We start from the raw sequence: 20133 nt of genomic DNA, 5'->3' as shown, positions 1-20133 counted from the left end.
TTCAAATGAAATCAAAGTATATCTCCATTTTATAAAGGACAGCACGTTATGTCAAGAGATGTCAAATTATCTATGATAAATCTTCCTTTCAAAATTGGCAAGTTTTATTTATATCCAATCAAAGGAAATTATCGGACCATGAGCAGACAGGGCAGTGCCCCTGTCCGGCCGCGGCCGCCAAGCGTGAACCGCAGCTTTTTTGCAGAAATTACGCAATCTATTTATCCCACAAATCCCTTTAAAACTAATACTTTCCTATCCTTCTAAAAAAACCGTACATAGCAGGTATGTACGGTCTAAAATGCTATTCGGATAATTCAAACTCCTCTGTTTCTTCCTTTGTTGCAGGTTCTGGAGTGTTGGCTTCTTCACCGAGGCGATAGTAGCTTCTGATCTGTGTAATGATCTCTTCTGCTACTTCCTTGTTCTCTTTCAGGAATTGTTTGGAATTCTCTCTTCCCTGGCCAAGGCGGTCTCCTTCAAAGGAATACCAGGCACCGCTTTTTTGAACGACGTCAATATCGGAACCGATATCAAGGATTTCACCTTCTCTTGAAATCCCTTCACCGTACATGATGTCTACTTCCGCCGTCTTGAATGGAGGAGCCACTTTATTCTTAACCACTTTAATTCTTGTTTTGTTCCCTACCATATCCGTGCCCTGTTTCAATGTTTCAGCACGGCGTACTTCCAAACGGACGGAAGAATAGAACTTTAATGCACGGCCCCCAGGTGTAGTTTCCGGGTTCCCGAACATCACGCCGACTTTTTCACGGATCTGGTTAATGAATACCGCGATGGTTTTTGATTTGCTGATCGCTCCGGAAAGTTTTCTTAATGCCTGAGACATCAGTCTTGCCTGAAGACCTACGTGGGAATCTCCCATTTCTCCTTCGATCTCTGCTTTAGGAACCAAAGCCGCAACCGAGTCAATGATCAGAATATCCACTGCTCCGCTTCGGACAAGGGCTTCCGCGATCTCAAGAGCCTGTTCGCCAGTATCCGGCTGAGATAAAAGAAGCTCATCAATGTTTACGCCGAGCTTTTGGGCATAGACAGGATCAAGCGCATGTTCTGCATCAATGAATGCAGCTTGTCCGCCGTTTCTCTGCACTTCTGCAATCGCATGCAGAGCAACTGTTGTCTTACCGGATGATTCAGGTCCGTATACTTCGATGATCCGCCCTCTTGGATAGCCGCCTACGCCAAGTGCGATATCAAGCGCAAGAGATCCGCTGGAGATGGTGGAAACTCTCTGTTCAGCCTGCTCGCCAAGTTTCATGATGGATCCTTTTCCGAATTGTTTTTCAATCTGGCGCAAGGCCATTTCCAATGCCGCTTTGCGGTCGCTCATGTAATCACTCCTCAAATTTATATCATTGCACATGTAAGTACATTGTGATGTCATTTCCTATAGCTTTATTTTACTTCTTTTTTCACCGTTTGCCAATCTTTTTGCGAACATTTATTCGATTTTTTTATTGTCCTTTTTTGACCTTTGATAATAAGTAAAACAATCCGTACATCACAGACCTCTCTCTGACAGCGGTCCTCGAACCGGATAATGCCAGCGGGTACACCTCGGTGCCTGTTTCATCCGCCAGTCCGATAAAGACCGTGCCGGCTTCTTTGTTTTCACTTGGTCCCGGTCCTGCAACCCCGGTAAAACTGATGCCGATATCCGATCCGGTCAGATTTCTTACCTTTTCCGCCATCTGTTTCGCGCAGTTCTCGCTGACCGCTCCCTCGGACACAAGCAGCTCATGAGAAACACCGAGCAGCTGCTCTTTTATCTCATTCGTATAACAAACAACTGAGCCTTTGAATATTTCCGAACTGCCCGGCATGTCGGTTATCTGCTTTCCAAACCATCCGCCTGTCAGACTCTCGGCAGAAGAAACGGTCAGCTTTTTATCTTTCAGCTGTTCTGCTGCTGCTTTTTGCAAGGAATCATCTCCGTATCCGTATAGGAACTCTCCTACCCGCTCACGGATTTTTCCTTCCAGCACGTCCAGCTGCTCTTGGGCAATCTTGTTGTCCAGAAATTTTGCTGAGAGCCTAAGCGTAACTTCATGGTTTCCAGCGAGAGGCGCCACAGTCGGATTACTCTGCTGATCGATAATGTCCTGAAGTGTCGCTTCAAGCAGTGATTCTCCAATCCCGAAGAAACGAAGAACCCGTGAGACGATCGGCTCTTTTCCAGGCAGTCTTCCTGAAAGATAAGGAACCGCAAAGCTGCTGAACATCGGCTGCATTTCTTTGGGAGGACCCGGGAGAAGAATATAGGACAGTCCGTCTTCATGCAGCGCCATTCCCGGAGCCATGCCGGGTTTGTTCGGCAAAATCTCAGAACCTTCAAGAACAAGTGCCTGCTTTCTATTGTTCTCAGACATGACCCTGCCTGTTCTTTTGTAGTACATTTCAATATGATCCATCGCTTCTTGGTCATAGACCAGGTTCTTTACCAGAACAGTGGCGATGGTTTCTTTAGTGAGATCATCTTTCGTCGGTCCGAGACCTCCGGTAAAGATGAGAAGATTTGAACGGCTCTGTGCTGTTTTTATGACAGATTCCAGCCGTTTCGGATTATCGCCCACGACGGAATGATAGAAAACATTGATCCCTAAGTCTGCCAATTCAGCAGAGATAAATTTAGCATTTGTGTTTGCAATCTGTCCCAACAAGAGCTCGCTTCCAACGGCAATGATTTCTGCATTCATTTGCGTATTCCCCCGTATTGTACGTTTTTAAACGAAGATTTTTCTGATAAAAAAAACAGGAGATCTTCTCTCCTGTTCCTGCTGTTATTTTGATTTTAGCATAACTTCTTTGTTTTGAATAAAATATTCCCATCCTGAATATAGAGTGATGAGTGTAGCTGCCCACAGGCTGATCTGAGCGAATGGGATACCGATCCATTCAAATGGTATGTTGTGCAGCAGCAATGCAGAAATGGCAATGATCTGGATCCATGTTTTCAGCTTGCCCATCTGGCTTGCTGCAATTACTGCACCTTCAGCTGCTGCTACAAGGCGTATGCCAGTCACCGCGAACTCCCTGCTCAGGATAATGATGACCATCCATGCCGGTGCATAGCCTACTTCAACAAGGGCAACAAACGCAGCGGTAACCAGCAGTTTATCCGCAAGAGGGTCTAAAAACTTCCCAAAGTTTGTAACAAGGTTGAGTTTTCTCGCATAATATCCGTCTACCCAGTCTGTACAGGATGCAATGATGAAAATCAGGGCGGCAGCCAAATGGGTGACTGGAATATCAACATCCAGCCATGTTACCTTTCCCCAATCAAAAGGGGCAAGAAGAACGATCATGAATACAGGAATAAGTAAGATCCTTGAAATTGTAATTTTATTAGGCAAGTTCATTTTTATTTCCTCCAATTTTGACAATCATTACACGGCGCTCTACGTAAGTTATTGTTTGCCGGAAGCCGTGTTTTTAATGACGATCCTTTGGTGAATTCCCCTCTTAACAGGCGGAATCGGATATGAGAACGGTTTTTCATTGATCGTCATTTTTGCAAAATTGGCGGCACCAATATTAAGTTCAACATCTTTCTCACCTGATAAGTCATAGCTGGCTGTATCACCTTTTTTAAACATCTTGCCAGCCAATGTCTTGCTGCCTGTTTTCACTTCGAGATATACCGGCCCGTCCATCTTAAAGGCGATTTTAAAGTCATCCGCCTGGCTTAGCTCATATGTAGTGGTAATTCCCTGTGTAGCCTGCTTGGTCAGAGTAAATTCTTTTTTCTTCGGTTCTGCCGGTTTCTTTGGTGAATCACTATTCGCGGGCTTCTCCGGTTTTTTATCTTTGGCCTTGTTTGTATTCTCAGCCTTCTTGCTCTTATCAAGCTGAACACTGGCAGGTTTATTTGAGTCCTTTGAATCAGCGCCGTCATTCCCTCTGTTGGCAAGGTAGGCCCAAACGCCGATCAGAAGTGCCAGAACGAAAGCAAAAATCAGTACTTTAGGCAGCCAGCTTGATAATACAGAGTCCTTTGCATCCAGGGTCTGCTTATTCCGTTCTGATCGGGGAACAAATTCTGTCGGTTCTTTTTCGGCTTTTGGAATTTCGTTTTCAAATTGGGTAAAGACTTCTTCAAAATTGAGTCCTACTGTTTCGCTGTAATTTTTTATAAACGCTCTGGCATAGAAAGAACCTGGTAGAATCTCGTATCGTCCTTCTTCAATCGCCTGCAGATAACGTTTTTGTATTTTTGTTTCGGTTTGAAGCTGTTCAAGAGAAAGACCTTTTTCTTCCCTTTTTTCTCTTAAATAATTTCCTAATTCAGTCAAATTTACCACCTTCCACTAATTGAAGTTATTCAAATGCGGAAAATCCTACATCTGTCTCTATTACTTCATATGTAATTTCTTCATTCGGATCGTTTCTAAGCTCGATAATATAATCAAAATCGTCAATGCTGTATTCGGTCTGCTGAACGAAAACATCTGGATGCTCGATGACCTTCGCAGATGGAAGACGCATGATTTCCCTGACCAGCTGCCAGTGCCTTTCATTTGAACGCCTCGATGACACGATGCCGTCAATAATATAAACATTATCTGTGCTGTATTCATCATCCGCAAGCTGTGTCCGAATGGTTTGCTTGAGCAGCGTAGAAGATATAAATACCCATTTTTTGCTCGCGCAAACACTTGATGCTACGATCGATTCAGTCTTTCCGACCCTTGGCATACCCCGGATGCCGATCAGTTTATGGCCCTCGACTTTATACAGTTCGGCTAAAAAGTCAACGAGAAGCCCAAGTTCGTCTCTTACAAATCTGAATGTTTTTTTATCGTCTGCGTCCCGTTGTATGTAACGTCCATGCCGGACGGCGAGAATATCTCGTAATTTGGGTTTACGGAATTTCGTGACTGTAATATTATCCATCGATTGTAAAATGGAGCGAAGGCGGTCTACCTTCTCTTGTTTGTCGACAATTAACAGCAATCCTCTTCTCTCATTGTCTACTCCATTGATCGTCACGATATTTATTCCAAGCATCCCGAGAAGAGATGAAATATCACCAAGAAGTCCGGGGCGGTTTTTATTTATCTCGTATTCCAAATACCAATCCTGATCGCCCATTCTTCATCTCTCCTTCCTTTTTCTGTTGCTTAACATTAATTTCCCGCTTCATTAATTAATAATATCTGATTTCAATTTATTATGAAAGAAAAAATAAAGGGATGTTAAGAAAAATCCTTAACATCCCTGTTAAGAAAAATCCTTAACATCCTAATAATTACTGTGCGTTGTCATTCTGGACTAATTTAACCATCATATTGGCAATGGCGTGTTTTTCATCGTCGCTGGCAACCTTCCAAAGGTCAGCAAGCACTTTTTCTTCGGAATTCTTAGGATCTACATGAGAAGCAAGATATCCTCCGATTTCAGTTGCTAAATTGGAAACGGTTGATTGGTCCATTCCCTGGCCTTCTGCATGTTCAAGACGGTCAGAGAGAAAATTCTTCCACTGTCCAAAATTATCTAATACTGACATTTAATTTCCTCCTTAAAATATGGTACATACTATAATATTTCTAGAAGGAACATGAATTATGCATGGGATTTGACATTTTCCTCTGCGCTTTCCTGCGATTAATTATGCCAGCCGCCTGTTGCAGAAATAATATGCCCATTGATATAAGATGAGCGGTCTGACAAAAGGAACATAACGATTTCCGCCATTTCTTCCGTCCGGCCTAGCCGGCCTTCTGGAATCTGGTCTTTCAGCGAGTTCAATTCTTCCTCAGTAAAATCCTCCATCATCCGTGTCTCGACCGCGCCGGGAGCGATGCCGTTCACCCTGATGCGGTTGGGGGCTGCCTCTTTGGCTAATGCTTTGACGAATGTATTCAGGCCACCTTTTACGGCAGAATAAACGACCTCACACGAAGCCCCTACTGATCCCCACACAGATGAGATGACGATGATGTTTCCTTTTCCTCTCTTCATCATAGCTGGCAGAAGATGTTTCGTGATCAAGATCGGACTTGTCAAATTCAGCTGTACCATTTTCTGCACCGTCACGCTGTCCATATCTGTCAGCAGTCCGTAATAAGCACCAGCACTATTATGTATAACGGCATCAACCGGCATAAAGAGTGATGACAGCAATTTATCAGTTCCGGCAGGATCTGATAAGTCTGCCTGCACCAATAAGGTTTCAACACCGTATGCAGTTACCTCTTGCTGGAGATCTCTTGCTTGCCGGCTGCTCAGATGGTAATGGAGAATAAGGTTGAAGCCATTTTTCGCAAGTGCCCGGCAGATGCTCGAACCGATCCCGCCGCTTGCCCCTGTCACTAAAACCCAGCCTGACATATTATTTTCACCCGCTTAAAAACATCCCTGCTTATGAGCAGGGATGTTTTTTTTTCTTCATTATGACTGTTTTTTCTTAACCTGGCAAATGGTCAGCTGACTATCCTGAAAATGGTCACTCAGCGCTTTTTCAAGGTGTGCAGCCGTTAAATCTTCAAACGTCGGGATCACGTCAAAAAGATTCATTCCGTTAAATTCATACCTGGTGAATTGATTCGCGATAAACTCGGGCGAGTTCAGCGCTCTTAAAAAAGAACCGATTTTCTTTTTTCTTGCTCTCTCCAGGTCCTCTTGGTTGATATCCGTTTTCTTGAAATCCTCTACCATACGCGAAATGGTATCAGCGAAAGCATCAGGATCAGTTGTATCGCCTCCGATCATGGAGAAACCGTAGCCTTGCTCTTCTGTATAGTCAAAAGAAAAAGAAGGGTCGATCAGCCCATCATTATAAAGCTTCTCGTAATTTTTGGTGCTCTTTCCAAACATCATCTCCAGCAGCAAATTGACGGAGAGTTCCCGGAGAAGCAATTCTTTCCCTTGCCTTTTGGGACGTTTCTCTTTATATCCCATATAGCACTTCGGTGTTTGAACCGGCATGTTCAACACTTCTTTTCTTTTGGCGGGCTGAGCTGGTTCCTCATCAAAAAAGCGCTCGATCGGCGGCTTGTCTTTATAGTCCTTGCCGGCCTGGTTCTTCTCGACAAGATCCATGATCTTTTCTGCATCAACCGGCCCTACAATAAAGAGGAGCATGTTGCTCGGATGGTAGAAGGTCTCATAGCATTCATACAGATCATCTTTTGTAATTTTGGCAATCGATTCAACCGTTCCCGCAATGTCGATGGACACTGGATGGTTTTGATACATGCTGGCGATCAAACCGAAATACACGCGCCAGTCCGGGTTGTCATCGTACATTCTGATCTCCTGTCCAATGATTCCCTTTTCTTTCTCCACCGTCTTTTCGGTAAAATAGGGTGCCTGAACGAAATCGATCAACGTCGTCAGGTTCTTTTCAACATCACCGGTCGTTGAAAACAAATAAGCGGTCCGTTTAAAGGTAGTAAAAGCATTGGCCGATGCTCCTTGTTTACTGAAATCCTGAAAAACGTCACCGTGCTCTTTTTCAAAAAGCTTATGCTCCAGGAAATGGGCGATTCCATCCGGCACCTTGACTGGTTCGTTCTTTCCAAGCGGAACAAAATGATTATCCACGGATCCATAATTAGTCGTAAACGTTGCATAGGTTTTATTGAAATCCTTTTTTTCTAAAATGAATACTTTCAGTCCGTTTTCAAGGGTCTTGCAGTTTAGGGTCTCTTTGAGCTGCTTAAAATGAATTTGTTCCATATTATTCATCGCCCCTCCCTCTTAAGAAATAGATCGTATCAAGTTCAATCTTTTTTGAAACACCGATCACTTGCTCTTTCGTAACATTCTCGATGCCTTCGAGCCATTCCTCAATACTCCGTTTATGCCGGGAGACTACTTCGTGATAAAGTACCTCCACCAAACCTGTAGAATCATCCACCGTCTCAAGGATTTGGTTTCGGATCATCGCTTTCGTCTGCTCCAGTTCACCGTCTGAAATGTTGCCGTTTTGAATTTCTTTTAGCTGTTCATTAATGATTTTTACTGTTTTTTCATAATTATTGGTTTCAATCCCTGACATAACAAAAATAATCCCTTTATGACTCTCAAAACGAGAAGCAGCATAATAGGCCAGACTCTCTTTCTCACGGACGTTCATGAACAGTTTGGAATGCGAAAAACCGCCGAAGACGCCGTTGAATACTTGAAGAGGAAGATATTCGGGATCGCAGTACGTAATGTAGGTGCGGTATCCCATATGGAGCTTTCCTTGCTGCACTTCCTGCTCTTCAAATATCTCTTTCACTTCATCCACTCTTCGTTTTCCTGAGGAAGCCACTCGTTTCGGCTCTGCTTTAGCATTTGGAAACACAAAATGCTTTGCCGTAAAATCCTTGAGAATTTCTTTGGAAACATCTCCCACGACATACAAATGGACCTCGTCTTCCTGGATGACTTTCTTATAATAATCATATAAAATCTCAGGAGTGATGGAATCGACTTCCTTTTCGCTTCCGTATACATTGAAACGATAAGGCTCGTCTTCGAACATCTCCTCGATCAGGCGCTTGTTGGCATACCTCATCTTATCATCGTATATGGATTCAATCTGCTGCTTTAACGACCGTTTTTCTTTCTGGACGATATCGGATAAAAAGGCATTCCCCTGTTTTGCCGGCTTGAGCAGTACATCGGAGAGCAGTTCAAACGCCTTGTCGAGCAAAGGTGTATTATCCGATAGAAATTTTTCATTCGCTACATCAATTCTCAGGGTGATAACCTGATATTCTCCTTTTTTAGAGAGATCCGCCCCCAAGGTTGCTCCATAAAGGCTGTCCAGCGCTTCACGGAGCTCTTTACTGCTAGGAAATCTCTCTGTCCCGCTCTGCAAAACATAGGGAAGCAGGGCACGTTTAGTAACTTCCTCCTCCACGATCGGACTTTTCAGCTGAAGAATTAACGAAGTGGTTTTATATTTAGTGGTTTCGACTGTATGTAAGGTAATACCGGGCAAGTCAGCCACATGATGGTCTACGAGTGTCATTTCGCTTCCTCCCTTTTTAAATAGGTTGTTGATCATACTTTCTAGTGTACCCACATTCCATAGTAATCATGACTTTTCCTGCTTTAAACAAAAAAACCTGCTTCAATAACTGAAGCAGGTCCTGTCTATTATCGTTTTCCTTTTTCGTATGGCTGTCCGGATGCCTTGGGAGCATCTGCACGGCCAACAAATCCTGCTAGTGCAAGAATCGTAAGCACATAAGGTGCGATCAGCAGATAAACATCAGGAATATCCTTGAGAAGAGGGATCTGTTCCCCTGTGATACTTAAGCTTTGAGCAAGCCCGAAGAACAAGGCCGCTCCCATCGCTCCAAGCGGATGCCATTTTCCAAAAATCATCGCAGCAAGAGCCATGAAGCCTTGTCCTGAGATCGTTGACTGTGTGAAGTTTCCAGCGATGGAAGCCACATAGATGGCTCCGCCTAGACCAGCGAACGCACCCCCGATGATAACAGAAATATAACGGGTTTTATTAACATTGATCCCCATCGTATCAGCAGCCATCGGATGTTCACCGACAGAACGAAGACGAAGGCCGAACGGCGTTTTGTAGATGATGTACCATACCACAAAAGCCAGGAAAATCGCTACAAAAGAAGTTGAGTATGCATTGGAGAAGAACAGGTCTCCGATAACCGGAATCTTGGACAGCACCGGGATATCTCCTTTGCCGATCCGTTCCTGAATATCAGGAGTCTGGCCTGCATCAAAAAGTTTCTTCGTCAAAAAGATGGACAGTCCCGCTGCAAGGAAGTTAAGAGCAACACCGCTGACGACTTGATCGGCTTTCAGCGAAATGCTTGCCACTGCATGTGGAACAGCAAAGAGTGCACCCCCAACGATAGCTACTGCAAAACTCATCCATGGAGAAGCAGCGCCTAACCCCCATTGTTCACCATAGTGGGTAAAGATCGCCCCTAAAAAGGCGCCGAACATCATAAGTCCTTCAAGTCCAATATTAACAACACCAGAACGTTCACTGAAAACTCCGCCCAAAGCAGTAAGGATAAGGGGAGCTGCTGAAACGATCGCAGCAGGCACAATAAGGGCAAGGATATCGAAGAAGTCCATTAAAGTTTACCCCCTTTAGTAAATCGGTTGGTCAGCCAGCGGATAAGGTAACTGGACGCCACAAAGAAAATGATCAATGCGATGACGATTCCAATGAGTTCAGTGGGAACTCCTGCTGTAGACTGCATAGTAAGAGCACCGATTTTCAGTCCGCCAAACAAAAGGGCGGCGACAATGATCCCTACCGATCCATTGGCTCCGAGCAAGGAAACGGCGATTCCATCGAATCCTACCCCTGTAAACGCGTTATTGATCGTCATATATTGATAGGTTCCAAGGCCTTCCATCGTTCCCGCAGCACCCGCAAAGGCACCTGATATAGCCATGGCTAGGATAATATTTTTCGATACGCTTATTCCCGCATACTGTGAAGCATGCTGATTGAAGCCGACTGCTCTTAATTCATAGCCGGTTGTTGTTTTCCATAATACAAACCACATAATAAGTGCACCAATAATTGCTACAACAATTCCGTAATGAAGACGAGAAAAATCAGTCAGCTGCTGAAGCCAAGGAGAAGCCAGGGATGCTGATTCTTTAATATCCTTCGTCCTCTCTCCAGGTGCCAGCATATAGGCACGAATAATGGCATTTGTTACATATAGCGCGATGTAGTTCATCATGATGGTAGTAATAACTTCGTGAACTTTAAAACGCGCTTTCAGAATACCTGGAAGCACTCCCCAGATTGCTCCAGCTAGAGCACCTGCGATAACCGCTAGCGGCAGGTGGATGATCTTAGGGAGATCAAAGTTGATCCCGACATAGACCGATGCTAGCCAGCCGACAAGCAGCTGCCCTTCCACACCAATGTTAAAAAGTCCCGTGCGAAACGCAAAAGCCACGGCTAATCCCGAAAGAATGAGCGGTGAAGCCGCACGGATCGTTTCACCCATATTGTATCCATTTCCGAAAATGCCCTCAATTAAAGCAGAGTAGGCTTTGACGGGATCATAATCTGAGACCAGCATGATGATACCGCCGATCAAAAGTCCCAATAGCACGGATATGGCCGGGACAAGAATATGGAATAAACGGCCTTTAATTACATTCATTGCAAATCACCTGCTTTTTGTTTCTTGCCGCCCGCCATGAGCAGTCCAAGTTCCTGTTCAGTCGTTTGTTTTGGATCTACGACTGCAACAATTTTCCCTTCATATATAACCGCGATGCGGTCGCTTACATTCATTACTTCATCCAGTTCAAACGAGAGAAGAAGGACTGCCTTTCCTTTATCACGTTCCTGAATAAGTTTGGAATGAATAAACTCAATTGCACCAACATCAAGACCGCGTGTAGGCTGTGCTGCAATAAGGAAATCGGGACTTCTGTCCACTTCCCTTGCAATGATCGCTTTCTGCTGGTTGCCTCCTGATAATGCACGTGCCAGCGTATGTTCACTCGGTGTTCTCACATCAAATTCTTTAATAAGATTATTGGCCTTATCAAAAATTGCGGGAAATTGAAGAATTTTATGTTTGGAAAACGGCTGTTGGTAATACGTTTGAAGCACCATATTCGTACCGATCGAAAAATCAAGGACCAGGCCGTGTTTGTGTCGGTCCTGAGGGATATGCCCCACTCCGGATTCTGTTACCTTTCTCGGCTTAAGGTTCGTAATGTCCTTGCCGTTAAGCTGGATGGTGCCGCTGGTTGCTTTCCTTAAACCGGTGATCGCTTCGAGAAGTTCAGTCTGTCCGTTTCCGTCCACTCCGGCGATGCCGAGGATTTCTCCTGCTTTGATCTCAAGGGTCAGCCCGTCAACGACCGGCACTTTTCTTGAATCTTCAACGACCAGGTCATTAATCTGCAGTACAGGCCCTTTTGGCACAGCATCTTCTTTATCAACCTTGAAATTTACCTCGCGCCCGACCATCATCGCCGCCAATTTATCAGGGTTGGTTTCAACAACGTCGACCGTGCCGATTCCCCGGCCTCGGCGAATAACCGTACAGCGGTCACAAGCTTCCATGATCTCCTTCAGCTTATGGGTGATCAGTATAATTGATTTTCCTTCTGCCACTAGCTTTTTCATGATCTCCATAAGTTCATGAATCTCCTGAGGAGTTAATACAGCTGTCGGCTCATCAAAGATTAAAATTTCAGCTCCGCGATAGAGCGTTTTCAAAATTTCCACACGCTGCTGCATTCCGACGGAAATATCCTCGATTTTCGCATTTGGATCTACTCGCAAGCCATAACGGTCAGATAAGACTTTTACTTCTTTCGCTGCTTTTTTCAAATCCACTCTGCCCGCTGTTGTTATCTCTTTGCCAAGAATAATATTTTCTGTTACGGTGAAGTTTTCAACAAGCATAAAATGCTGATGCACCATTCCGATTCCAAGACGGTTAGCAACGTTCGGATCAGAGATCGAAATCTTCTGGCCTTTAACGTGGATCTCTCCCTCTTCCGGCTGATACAATCCGAAGAGAATATTCATGAGCGTTGATTTTCCCGCACCATTCTCACCGAGAAGAGCATGAATCTCGCCTTTCCTTACTTGCAATGTGACATTGTCATTGGCAACGATGCCAGGGAATTCCTTGCGGATGTTCCTCATTTCAATGACATACTCCATTGTGTTCACCCCTTATGACAAACTATAAACCTTTCAATCTTGTTTCTTCATCCTGCAGAGGGAGTCAGAAGTCTAACCTTTCACTGCGTAAATAAAGGCCAGTAAACGAATACCAGCCTTTACTTTTTACCATTTATTTTTTCATATCTGCTTCAAACTTTTTGAACTCTTTATCCGTTTTAGGAACCATAAGGCTTCCGTCCTGGATTTTCTTTTTGTACTCATCAACTTTTGCCAATGCTTCTTTCGTTACATTGTCTTTGTGAGGAGCAATTCCTACACCGTCTTCATTAAGACCGAATTCAACTACTTTTCCGCCAGGGAATTTTCCATCCATCGTATCCTTTGAAACTTGTTCAACAGCTTTGTCTACACGCTTGACCATTGAAGTCAATGTTACATCCTCAGGCATACCTTCTTCGTGCTGATCGCGGTCAACACCGATAACCCAAACTTTTTCACCATTCTTAGCTCGGTTCTTCGCTTCGGTAAATACACCTTTACCTGTTCCGCCAGCTGCATGGTAGATAATGTCTGCGCCTTTTCCGTAGAACGTGTTAGCGATCGCTTGGCCTTTTTCAGCTTTGTTAAAGTCACCAGCGTATTGAACAAAGATTTCTGCTTTTGGATTAGCCGTTTTTACTCCGGCTTTAAATCCGTTTTCAAACTTTTTGATTAATTCACTGTCCACGCCGCCGACAAAACCGACTTTGTTCGTTTTTGTCTGCATTCCAGCAATTAGGCCGACAAGGAATGAACCTTCGTTCTCTTTAAAAGTGATGCTCGCAACGTTCTTTTCAGGAACAACCATATCAACAAGTGCAAGGTGTCCGTTCGGCTGCTGCTTTGCCACTTTTTGGATATCCTGTGCCATCAAGAATCCGATTCCGTAAACAAGATCAAATTTTTCCCTAACTAATGAATTCAGGTTGGGAGCGTAATCACTTGCAGAGGATGATTGAAGATATTTGAAGTCTGTACCTTTTTTAAGATCGTTATCTTTACCGAACTTTTGAAGCCCTTCCCAAGCAGATTGGTTAAAGGACTTATCGTCAACACCGCCAGTGTCTGTTACCATCGCCACTTTAAATGCATCTTTTTTGCCGCCGCCAGTTGACTTTTCGCCTTCATCCTTACCACAGGCAGAAAGCAATGTGCCGGCTGCTAAAGCTAGACTTAATAAAACTCCAGTTCTCTTTTTCAATTCTTTTTCCCCCTATTTTTTTATGCGAATAACACTTGTAACACATTGAACAACGGTGTTGCACATCACCCCCTAAAAATGATAGACAGCTATAAGCGCTTTCTTACGACTGTAAAGTTAAATTTATCAGCTCTAAAGTAATTACAGGAATAAAGAACAGGCTCATCATTCTGATCATAGTGCATCTGTTTTAAAACGAGAAGAGCCGCTTCCTCAGGACATTCCAGGATCTCCGAAATCCGCTCATGGAAGCCTAGGGGTTCAATGTTTGTTACCGCATACATTACACGCTTGCCGGCTTCTTTTTCAAGCATTTCAAGCATGGAGAGGTACTTATGCTGTGATTCAGATGGCATATAAACTGCGGGTATATGGTCGATGCAATAAACGACAGGTTCAGAATCAGCCGTTCTTACCCTTTCAACAACATTGATTTCTTCGTCTTCTGCAAGATTAAACTTATTCTTCAAGTCATCAGCTGCAGGAATGACGACGGAGGAGACGAAGACGGTGGAAGCCTTTTTGCCTGCTCGCTCAATCATGTCCGTCACACTGAAGAGTTCTTCAATACCAGAGGAAAAGAGTGCTCTGGTTCTGACGAAGGTTCCCACTCCATGTTTTCTGATCAGAACATTTTCGTCTTCAAGAATGCGGAGCGCTTCCCTTAATGTAGCTCTGCTGATGCCCAGCTGTTTAGAAAGCTCAAATTCTGACGGGAGTTTCTCGCCTTCTTCGTAAGTGCCGTTCTCAATGTCGGCTTTCAGTTTCTCAATAACTTTTAAATACAGCAGACGATGATCCGTCTTAATGGACACGTTGTTATTCACCTCTATGACAACCAAAACCAATAACAATTTACTGTTTTTCAGTGTAATGTTTATTTGACAAATATTTAAAATAATCGACATAAATATATCATTTTTATCTGTAGAAATAAATACTATTTTTAGAGAATTTTTTAAAACCGAGAATAAACGCATTATTCAGATAAATAAGATAAAAAAACAGAACCCTTAAAAAGGGTTCTGTTAAGAGCTTGATGCTTGATTCTGTTCGGGAAGTGAGGTAAGCAGAACCTCTCTCGGCTTGCTGCCCTCATAAGGCCCGATGACACCTTTGGCCTCCATCGCATCCACCAGCCGGGCGGCACGAGAGTACCCGATACGAAAGCGTCGCTGCAGCATGGAAACGGATGCTGTCTGCATGTCGACGACTAGCTTTACGGCTTCAGGAAACAGATCATCCTCCATTTCCATGGTAACTTGTGCTTCTTCAGTTGGAATCATCTCTTTTTGGTATTGCGCTTTTTGCTGTGATATTACAAACTCCACAATCTTTTCTACTTCTTGATCCGAAAGAAAAGCTCCTTGAATTCTGGTCGGTTTGGATGCACCTGAAGGCAGGAAGAGCATGTCGCCTCGGCCCAGCAGCTTTTCAGCACCGCCCATATCCAATATCGTTCTAGAATCAGTCTGAGAAGAGACACTGAAAGCGATGCGTGAAGGAATATTCGCTTTAATGATCCCTGTGATAACATCAACAGAAGGTCTCTGCGTAGCAATGATCAGGTGGATTCCTGCAGCACGAGCCATCTGGGCAAGGCGGATGATCGCATCCTCGACATCTCCTGAAGCAACCATCATCAAATCTGCCAGCTCGTCCACAATGACTACGATATAAGGCAAGGAAGGCTGTTTTGCCCCGCTCTCATTGTTCTGTCTTTTAATACTGTCGTTGTACCCTTCTATGTTTCTCGTACCGCTATGGGAGAACAGTTCATAACGCCGTTCCATCTCACTTACGACCCTTTTTAAAGCTTGTGCTGCTTTTTTCGGCTCTGTAACAACAGGTGCCAGCAAGTGAGGGACGCCATTGTACACGTTCAGTTCTACCATCTTTGGATCGATCATCATCATCTTGACTTCATGAGGCTTCGCCCGCATCAAGATGCTTGTTATAATGCCGTTGATACATACGCTTTTCCCGCTTCCTGTTGCTCCTGCAACAAGAAGATGGGGCATTCTCGAAAGCTCTGCGAAAATCGGCTCGCCCGAGATATCACGCCCGAGACCAATCGCCAGTCTGGAGGTTTGTTTCTGATACTGGCTGGATTCAAGTACTTCTCTTAAAGTAACTGTAGCTACTTCTTGGTTGGGAACCTCGATACCGACAGCTGACTTTCCAGGTATCGGTGCCTCAATCCTAATGTCTTTAGCAGCAAGGGCTAGGGCGATATCGTCCGCCAAGTTGACGATTTTGCTGACTTTTACGCCCACATCAGGATATACTTCATACTTCGTAACAGCAGGACCAAGATGGACTTTCAGCACTCTTGCTTTTACCCCGAAGCTCTCAAATGTCTTCTCAAGTTTTTTAGCATTGCTTTTACTTGCTGCATACTGCCTTTCTTTATGCTGGCCAGTAGCAGCGGGCCGATCTAAGAGGTCCATGGAAGGAAGTGCATAGTTTTCATTATGTTCTTCTTCTGTCTGTTCAAAGCTTGTTTGCAATCCTGCCGGTAAAGAATCTTCTTGTTCTTTTTCTGTCTTCTCATTTTTCTCTTCATGAAATCCTTTTGAGCCAAATTTCAGCTGTACGGCAGAACTCTCGTCGCGGTCCAAGTTCCTGGTAAAATCCTCAATGATCGGCTCATAATCTTCGTCTGCAGGCTTATGTTCTCCTTGCTGCTCATCCACTGAAGGCGCTTCTTTTTTAGATGTTCGTTTTTCGCTTTTCCTCTGGCTGTTTTTTAATTCTTGTGTTTTAGTCTGCAGAGATTCGTATGTATGAGAAAAAAAGTTGCCGGCTGCCTCTACGATTTTTGAAATGACACCTGACAGTGATTTTCCTGTGATGAGAATCAGTGAAATAATCATAACAAAAACAAGAATGACGCCAGAGCCCTGTACTCCGAACAAAAAGTGAAACATTGCAAAACCGACTGATCCGATCATCCCGCCTCCGAGATCTGCCTCTGGCGTGTTCCCTGAAAGCTGTGACCAATAGATCTCCCAAGTATTCCTGATGACAGACGTATCTGCCCATCTCCCCTGTTTTGAAAGCAGAGAAAATAATTTCAGATGGCTAAGAATGAGCATCGATATGTAGAACAAATAAAATCCCGCAAGCCTTTTTCCCCAAACCGGCGGAGTCTTGCGTTTCCAGATTAAATAGATTGACACGGCCAGCGTTCCGACGAGAAGCACGCCGTACCATTCGCCGCTGAAGAATCTGAGAAACTGTACAAAAGCCAGTCCTACTTTTCCCATTCGGGCCAATGCAAGCATCGTTAAAGCAAGCAAAAGAAGGCCGGCAAGTTCATAGCTTAATTGTTCTTTCCAAGCTGACGTTTTTTTTGAAGCTTTTTTATTTCTTTTCGCCATTCTTTCACCTCTTAACTAAACCAAGTAAAGCAGCCGCTTGAGGGCTGCTTTTGTTCTTTATTATATCACAGGACCTGGCCTGTTTACTATCGCTTTAGAAATGGCCTGCTCTTAGAATTTGGCCTGGGCAGCAGTCGGCATTCATAAAATGGGCAGGATCAGTGCTGATCACCCGTACCACTTTATATTCCATTGGGGAGATCTGCTCCACAAGGACCGGGATATCGTTAAAAAGCATGGTGGATTGAACGCTGTTTTCAGCTGATTGCCCTTCCTGTCCTTCAGGAAACATAAGTTCATGGGGCATGAGTGTATACCAGGTCATTGGATCACCTCAAGTCCTTCATCCGGTTTTTCTCGGTGCTGCTCCATCAGTTCGTTCAGCTTCGCGATCGCCTGGCCGACACCGCCGACTTCATTGATTAGTCCATCATTGACAGCATCTTTTCCAATCACATTCGTCCCGATATCCCTGGTTAGGTTTCCTTTGGAAAACATGAGTTCTTTAAATTTTTCTTCGGTTATTTCTGAATGTGAGGTAACGAAATTGATGACCCTTTCCTGCATCTTATCGAGATATTCAAACGTTTGAGGCACCCCGATAACCAGCCCGGTAAGCCTGACAGGATGAATTGTCATCGTTGCGGTTTTTGCGATGAAGGAATAATTTGCTGAAACAGCAATCGGCACTCCAATCGAATGCCCGCCTCCAAGAACGAGTGAAACGGAAGGCTTGGAAAGCGAGGCGATCATTTCAGAGATGGCAAGACCTGCTTCAACGTCCCCTCCCACCGTATTTAAGATGATCAGCAGCCCTTCAATCTTCGGGTTTTGCTCGATCGCAACCAATTGAGGGATCAGATGCTCATACTTTGTTGTTTTGTTGTTCGGCGGAAGCTGAACATGTCCTTCTATCTGGCCTACAATCGTAAGGCAGTGGATACTAGAGCCTTCCATCTGCGGAACGTTTGTTTGTCCAAGTGACTGCAGTTTATTTACGAGACTGTTCTGATCCGGATTGTTGTCAGGCAATGACAGCTGTTTTGGTTCTTGTTCCTGATTCATACGAATAACCCCCTTATGCTTGTTCAGCATTTTCTTTTAGTATGAACGCTGGGGTTATTTTCATTCTGCATAAAAAAATGCCTGCAGACTGCAGGCATCAGATTTCCATAATAATCGGCATAATCATCGGCCGACGGCGTGTTTTATCAAATAAATAATGACTCAGTGAGTCGCGCATGTTTGATTTTAATGAGGACCAGTCCTTCACTTTCTCCTGCATGCATTTATCGAGCACTTCTGTAACGAGTTTATTGGCTTCCTTAAGCAGTTCCTCACTCTCGCGAACGTATACGAATCCGCGGGAAATGATTTCAGGACCTGAGATGATCTGATTGGATGCCCTGCTGATCGTAACGACAACAACCAATATTCCGTCCTGAGACAAAAGCTTGCGGTCACGGAGCACAATGTTTCCGATATCTCCTACACCAAGACCATCTACAAGAACATTCCCAGCAGGAACTTTTCCTGTGCGTTTAGCAAGACCATCCGCAAATTCAACTACTTCCCCTTTTTCAAGGATAAAAATATTTTCAGCTTCAACGCCAACTTGAAGGGCAAGATTTTGATGCGCTTTTTGCATTTTATATTCACCATGTACAGGGATGAAATATTTCGGCTTCATCAAGCTAAGCATCAATTTTAATTCTTCCTGACTGCCATGTCCGGAAACGTGAACTTTGCGCTGCCCGAAAATTACATCGGCGCCCGTACGCATCAATAAGTCTACAATTCGCGCTACAGAGCGCTCGTTGCCCGGAATCGGAGTGGCTGCAATCACCACAGTATCTGTATGGCGGATCGCAATCTGTTTATGGGCTTTATGCGCCATGCGCGACAAAGCTGCCATCTGTTCTCCTTGACTGCCCGTTGTTAAAATAACAATACGGTCTTCCGCATAGTTATTCATCTGATCAATAGAAATGACACTGTCTTTCTCGATGTTCAGATACCCTAGATCAGAAGCGATATCAACAACCTTTACCATGCTTCTGCCGGTAATCACAATTTTCTTGTTGGTTTTGGCAGCCGCAGTAAAGATCTGCTGGATCCGGTGGACATTGGATGCAAAGGAAGCAATGATGATTCGGCCTTTTGCTTCGGAAAACACATTATCGATCTCATAACCGACCGATTTTTCAGAGCCGGTCATTCCAGGCCTTTCCGCATTTGTGCTGTCTGAAAGCATACATAATACACCTTTGCTGCTCAGTTCAGCGATTTTACCAAAATCCGTATGCTTTCCATCAATCGGAGACTGGTCAATTTTAAAGTCTCCTGTATTCACGATGACTCCCTGCGGCGTGTGAACGGCAATGCCGACGGAATCAGGAATACTGTGGTTCGTGCCAAAGAAAGTAACTTTATACTCTCCAAAGTCAAGGACGGATTCTGAACTTACTAAGTGGGTTTGAGTGCTCTTATGAAGTCCAGCTTCTTTCAGCTTTGCTTCTACAAGCCCAAGGGTAAGCTTCGTTCCGTAAACAGGAACAGGAAGCTGCTTTAAAATAAAAGGAAGGCCGCCGATGTGGTCTTCGTGTGCATGGGTCAGAAAAATCCCCTTCACCCTGTCCTTATTCTGGACAAGATAGGTAATATCAGGGATCACGATATCGATGCCAAGCATCTCCTCCTGAGGAAACATTAATCCTGCATCCAGGACAAAGATATCTTCACCCGCTTCGACCACATACATGTTTTTGCCTATTTCGCCAATACCGCCCAGGGCAAAAACTTTAATCTTTTCGCTATTTTGTTGTTTCGTTGTCAATGTAATAATCCTCCTAGTTGATGTGTTTATGTATTCTCCGTTCACGTCA

Annotated in this window: 18 protein-coding genes; all 18 read right to left on the bottom strand. The window is 44.3% G+C overall.

Annotated elements, in window-relative coordinates:
* Positions 1 to 304: 304 nt before the first annotated feature.
* Positions 305 to 1354, bottom strand: coding sequence for a recombinase RecA (gene recA, locus AR335_RS02860; protein WP_062231842.1), 1050 nt, complete (start codon positions 1352 to 1354; stop codon positions 305 to 307).
* A 124-nt stretch (positions 1355 to 1478) separates the two neighbouring features.
* Complete coding sequence (locus AR335_RS02855) at positions 1479 to 2720, bottom strand: competence/damage-inducible protein A (RefSeq protein WP_062231840.1); 1242 nt, start codon at positions 2718 to 2720, stop codon at positions 1479 to 1481.
* Positions 2721 to 2804: 84 nt separating this feature from the next.
* A complete protein-coding gene (gene pgsA, locus AR335_RS02850) occupies positions 2805 to 3383 on the bottom strand; it encodes a CDP-diacylglycerol--glycerol-3-phosphate 3-phosphatidyltransferase (RefSeq protein ID WP_053354429.1) in 579 nt (192 codons plus the stop codon).
* Positions 3384 to 3431: 48 nt separating this feature from the next.
* The gene (locus tag AR335_RS02845; RefSeq protein WP_062231838.1) at positions 3432 to 4316 is read right to left on the bottom strand and encodes a helix-turn-helix domain-containing protein; all 885 of its coding nucleotides are present in this window, start codon (positions 4314 to 4316) and stop codon (positions 3432 to 3434) included.
* Positions 4317 to 4341: 25 nt separating this feature from the next.
* Positions 4342 to 5115, bottom strand: a complete 774-nt coding sequence (locus AR335_RS02840; protein WP_053354431.1) for a DUF3388 domain-containing protein — start codon at positions 5113 to 5115, stop codon at positions 4342 to 4344.
* 157 nt (positions 5116 to 5272) lie between these two features.
* Complete coding sequence (locus tag AR335_RS02835; RefSeq protein ID WP_053354432.1) at positions 5273 to 5530, bottom strand: DUF3243 domain-containing protein; 258 nt, start codon at positions 5528 to 5530, stop codon at positions 5273 to 5275.
* 98 nt (positions 5531 to 5628) lie between these two features.
* The gene (gene ymfI / locus AR335_RS02830) at positions 5629 to 6354 is read right to left on the bottom strand and encodes an elongation factor P 5-aminopentanone reductase (protein ID WP_062231836.1); all 726 of its coding nucleotides are present in this window, start codon (positions 6352 to 6354) and stop codon (positions 5629 to 5631) included.
* Between the two features lie 60 nt (positions 6355 to 6414).
* Positions 6415 to 7704 (bottom strand): EF-P 5-aminopentanol modification-associated protein YfmH, encoded by a 1290-nt coding sequence (gene yfmH, locus AR335_RS02825; RefSeq protein WP_062232538.1) that lies wholly within the window; start codon positions 7702 to 7704, stop codon positions 6415 to 6417.
* A 1-nt stretch (position 7705) separates the two neighbouring features.
* Positions 7706 to 8989, bottom strand: a complete 1284-nt coding sequence (gene yfmF / locus AR335_RS02820; RefSeq protein WP_053354434.1) for an EF-P 5-aminopentanol modification-associated protein YfmF — start codon at positions 8987 to 8989, stop codon at positions 7706 to 7708.
* A gap of 128 nt (positions 8990 to 9117) precedes the next feature.
* Positions 9118 to 10080, bottom strand: a complete 963-nt coding sequence (locus AR335_RS02815; RefSeq protein ID WP_053354435.1) for an ABC transporter permease — start codon at positions 10078 to 10080, stop codon at positions 9118 to 9120.
* The gene (locus AR335_RS02810) at positions 10080 to 11135 is read right to left on the bottom strand and encodes an ABC transporter permease (protein ID WP_062231834.1); all 1056 of its coding nucleotides are present in this window, start codon (positions 11133 to 11135) and stop codon (positions 10080 to 10082) included. Before AR335_RS02810 ends, AR335_RS02815 begins: the two co-directional genes overlap by 1 nt.
* Positions 11132 to 12661 (bottom strand): ABC transporter ATP-binding protein, encoded by a 1530-nt coding sequence (locus AR335_RS02805; protein ID WP_062231832.1) that lies wholly within the window; start codon positions 12659 to 12661, stop codon positions 11132 to 11134. Before AR335_RS02805 ends, AR335_RS02810 begins: the two co-directional genes overlap by 4 nt.
* 133 nt (positions 12662 to 12794) lie before the next feature.
* On the bottom strand, positions 12795 to 13865 hold the full coding sequence (locus AR335_RS02800) for a BMP family lipoprotein (protein WP_062231830.1): 1071 nt from the start codon (positions 13863 to 13865) through the stop codon (positions 12795 to 12797).
* An 89-nt stretch (positions 13866 to 13954) separates the two neighbouring features.
* Complete coding sequence (locus AR335_RS02795) at positions 13955 to 14680, bottom strand: GntR family transcriptional regulator (RefSeq protein WP_062231828.1); 726 nt, start codon at positions 14678 to 14680, stop codon at positions 13955 to 13957.
* Between the two features lie 213 nt (positions 14681 to 14893).
* The gene (locus AR335_RS02790) at positions 14894 to 17248 is read right to left on the bottom strand and encodes an FtsK/SpoIIIE family DNA translocase (protein WP_062231826.1); all 2355 of its coding nucleotides are present in this window, start codon (positions 17246 to 17248) and stop codon (positions 14894 to 14896) included.
* Between the two features lie 94 nt (positions 17249 to 17342).
* On the bottom strand, positions 17343 to 17573 hold the full coding sequence (locus tag AR335_RS02785; RefSeq protein ID WP_062231824.1) for a YlzJ-like family protein: 231 nt from the start codon (positions 17571 to 17573) through the stop codon (positions 17343 to 17345).
* Positions 17570 to 18313, bottom strand: coding sequence for a ClpP family protease (locus AR335_RS02780; RefSeq protein WP_062231822.1), 744 nt, complete (start codon positions 18311 to 18313; stop codon positions 17570 to 17572). The genes AR335_RS02785 and AR335_RS02780 overlap by 4 nt, the downstream gene beginning before the upstream one ends.
* A gap of 97 nt (positions 18314 to 18410) precedes the next feature.
* Positions 18411 to 20084, bottom strand: a complete 1674-nt coding sequence (locus AR335_RS02775; protein WP_062231820.1) for a ribonuclease J — start codon at positions 20082 to 20084, stop codon at positions 18411 to 18413.
* Positions 20085 to 20133: the final 49 nt, after the last annotated feature.

The organism is Fictibacillus sp. FJAT-27399 (assembly GCF_001510655.1).
In the GTDB taxonomy this organism is placed as follows: domain Bacteria; phylum Bacillota; class Bacilli; order Bacillales; family Fictibacillaceae; genus Fictibacillus_C; species Fictibacillus_C marinisediminis.
The sequence above is the reverse complement of the archived record's forward strand: the minus strand, read 5'-3'. Positions and strand labels throughout refer to the sequence as shown.

Coding starts and splice junctions, on each gene's coding strand:
- recA (WP_062231842.1), bottom strand. CDS start 1,354: ATGAGCGACCGCAAAGCGGCATTGGAAATGGCCTTGCGCCAGATTGAA.
- AR335_RS02855 (WP_062231840.1), bottom strand. CDS start 2,720: ATGAATGCAGAAATCATTGCCGTTGGAAGCGAGCTCTTGTTGGGACAG.
- pgsA (WP_053354429.1), bottom strand. CDS start 3,383: ATGAACTTGCCTAATAAAATTACAATTTCAAGGATCTTACTTATTCCT.
- AR335_RS02840 (WP_053354431.1), bottom strand. CDS start 5,115: ATGGGCGATCAGGATTGGTATTTGGAATACGAGATAAATAAAAACCGC.
- AR335_RS02835 (WP_053354432.1), bottom strand. CDS start 5,530: ATGTCAGTATTAGATAATTTTGGACAGTGGAAGAATTTTCTCTCTGAC.
- ymfI (WP_062231836.1), bottom strand. CDS start 6,354: ATGTCAGGCTGGGTTTTAGTGACAGGGGCAAGCGGCGGGATCGGTTCG.
- yfmH (WP_062232538.1), bottom strand. CDS start 7,704: ATGGAACAAATTCATTTTAAGCAGCTCAAAGAGACCCTAAACTGCAAG.
- yfmF (WP_053354434.1), bottom strand. CDS start 8,989: ATGACACTCGTAGACCATCATGTGGCTGACTTGCCCGGTATTACCTTA.
- AR335_RS02815 (WP_053354435.1), bottom strand. CDS start 10,080: ATGGACTTCTTCGATATCCTTGCCCTTATTGTGCCTGCTGCGATCGTT.
- AR335_RS02810 (WP_062231834.1), bottom strand. CDS start 11,135: ATGAATGTAATTAAAGGCCGTTTATTCCATATTCTTGTCCCGGCCATA.
- AR335_RS02805 (WP_062231832.1), bottom strand. CDS start 12,661: ATGGAGTATGTCATTGAAATGAGGAACATCCGCAAGGAATTCCCTGGC.
- AR335_RS02790 (WP_062231826.1), bottom strand. CDS start 17,248: ATGGCGAAAAGAAATAAAAAAGCTTCAAAAAAAACGTCAGCTTGGAAA.
- AR335_RS02785 (WP_062231824.1), bottom strand. CDS start 17,573: ATGACCTGGTATACACTCATGCCCCATGAACTTATGTTTCCTGAAGGA.
- AR335_RS02780 (WP_062231822.1), bottom strand. CDS start 18,313: ATGAATCAGGAACAAGAACCAAAACAGCTGTCATTGCCTGACAACAAT.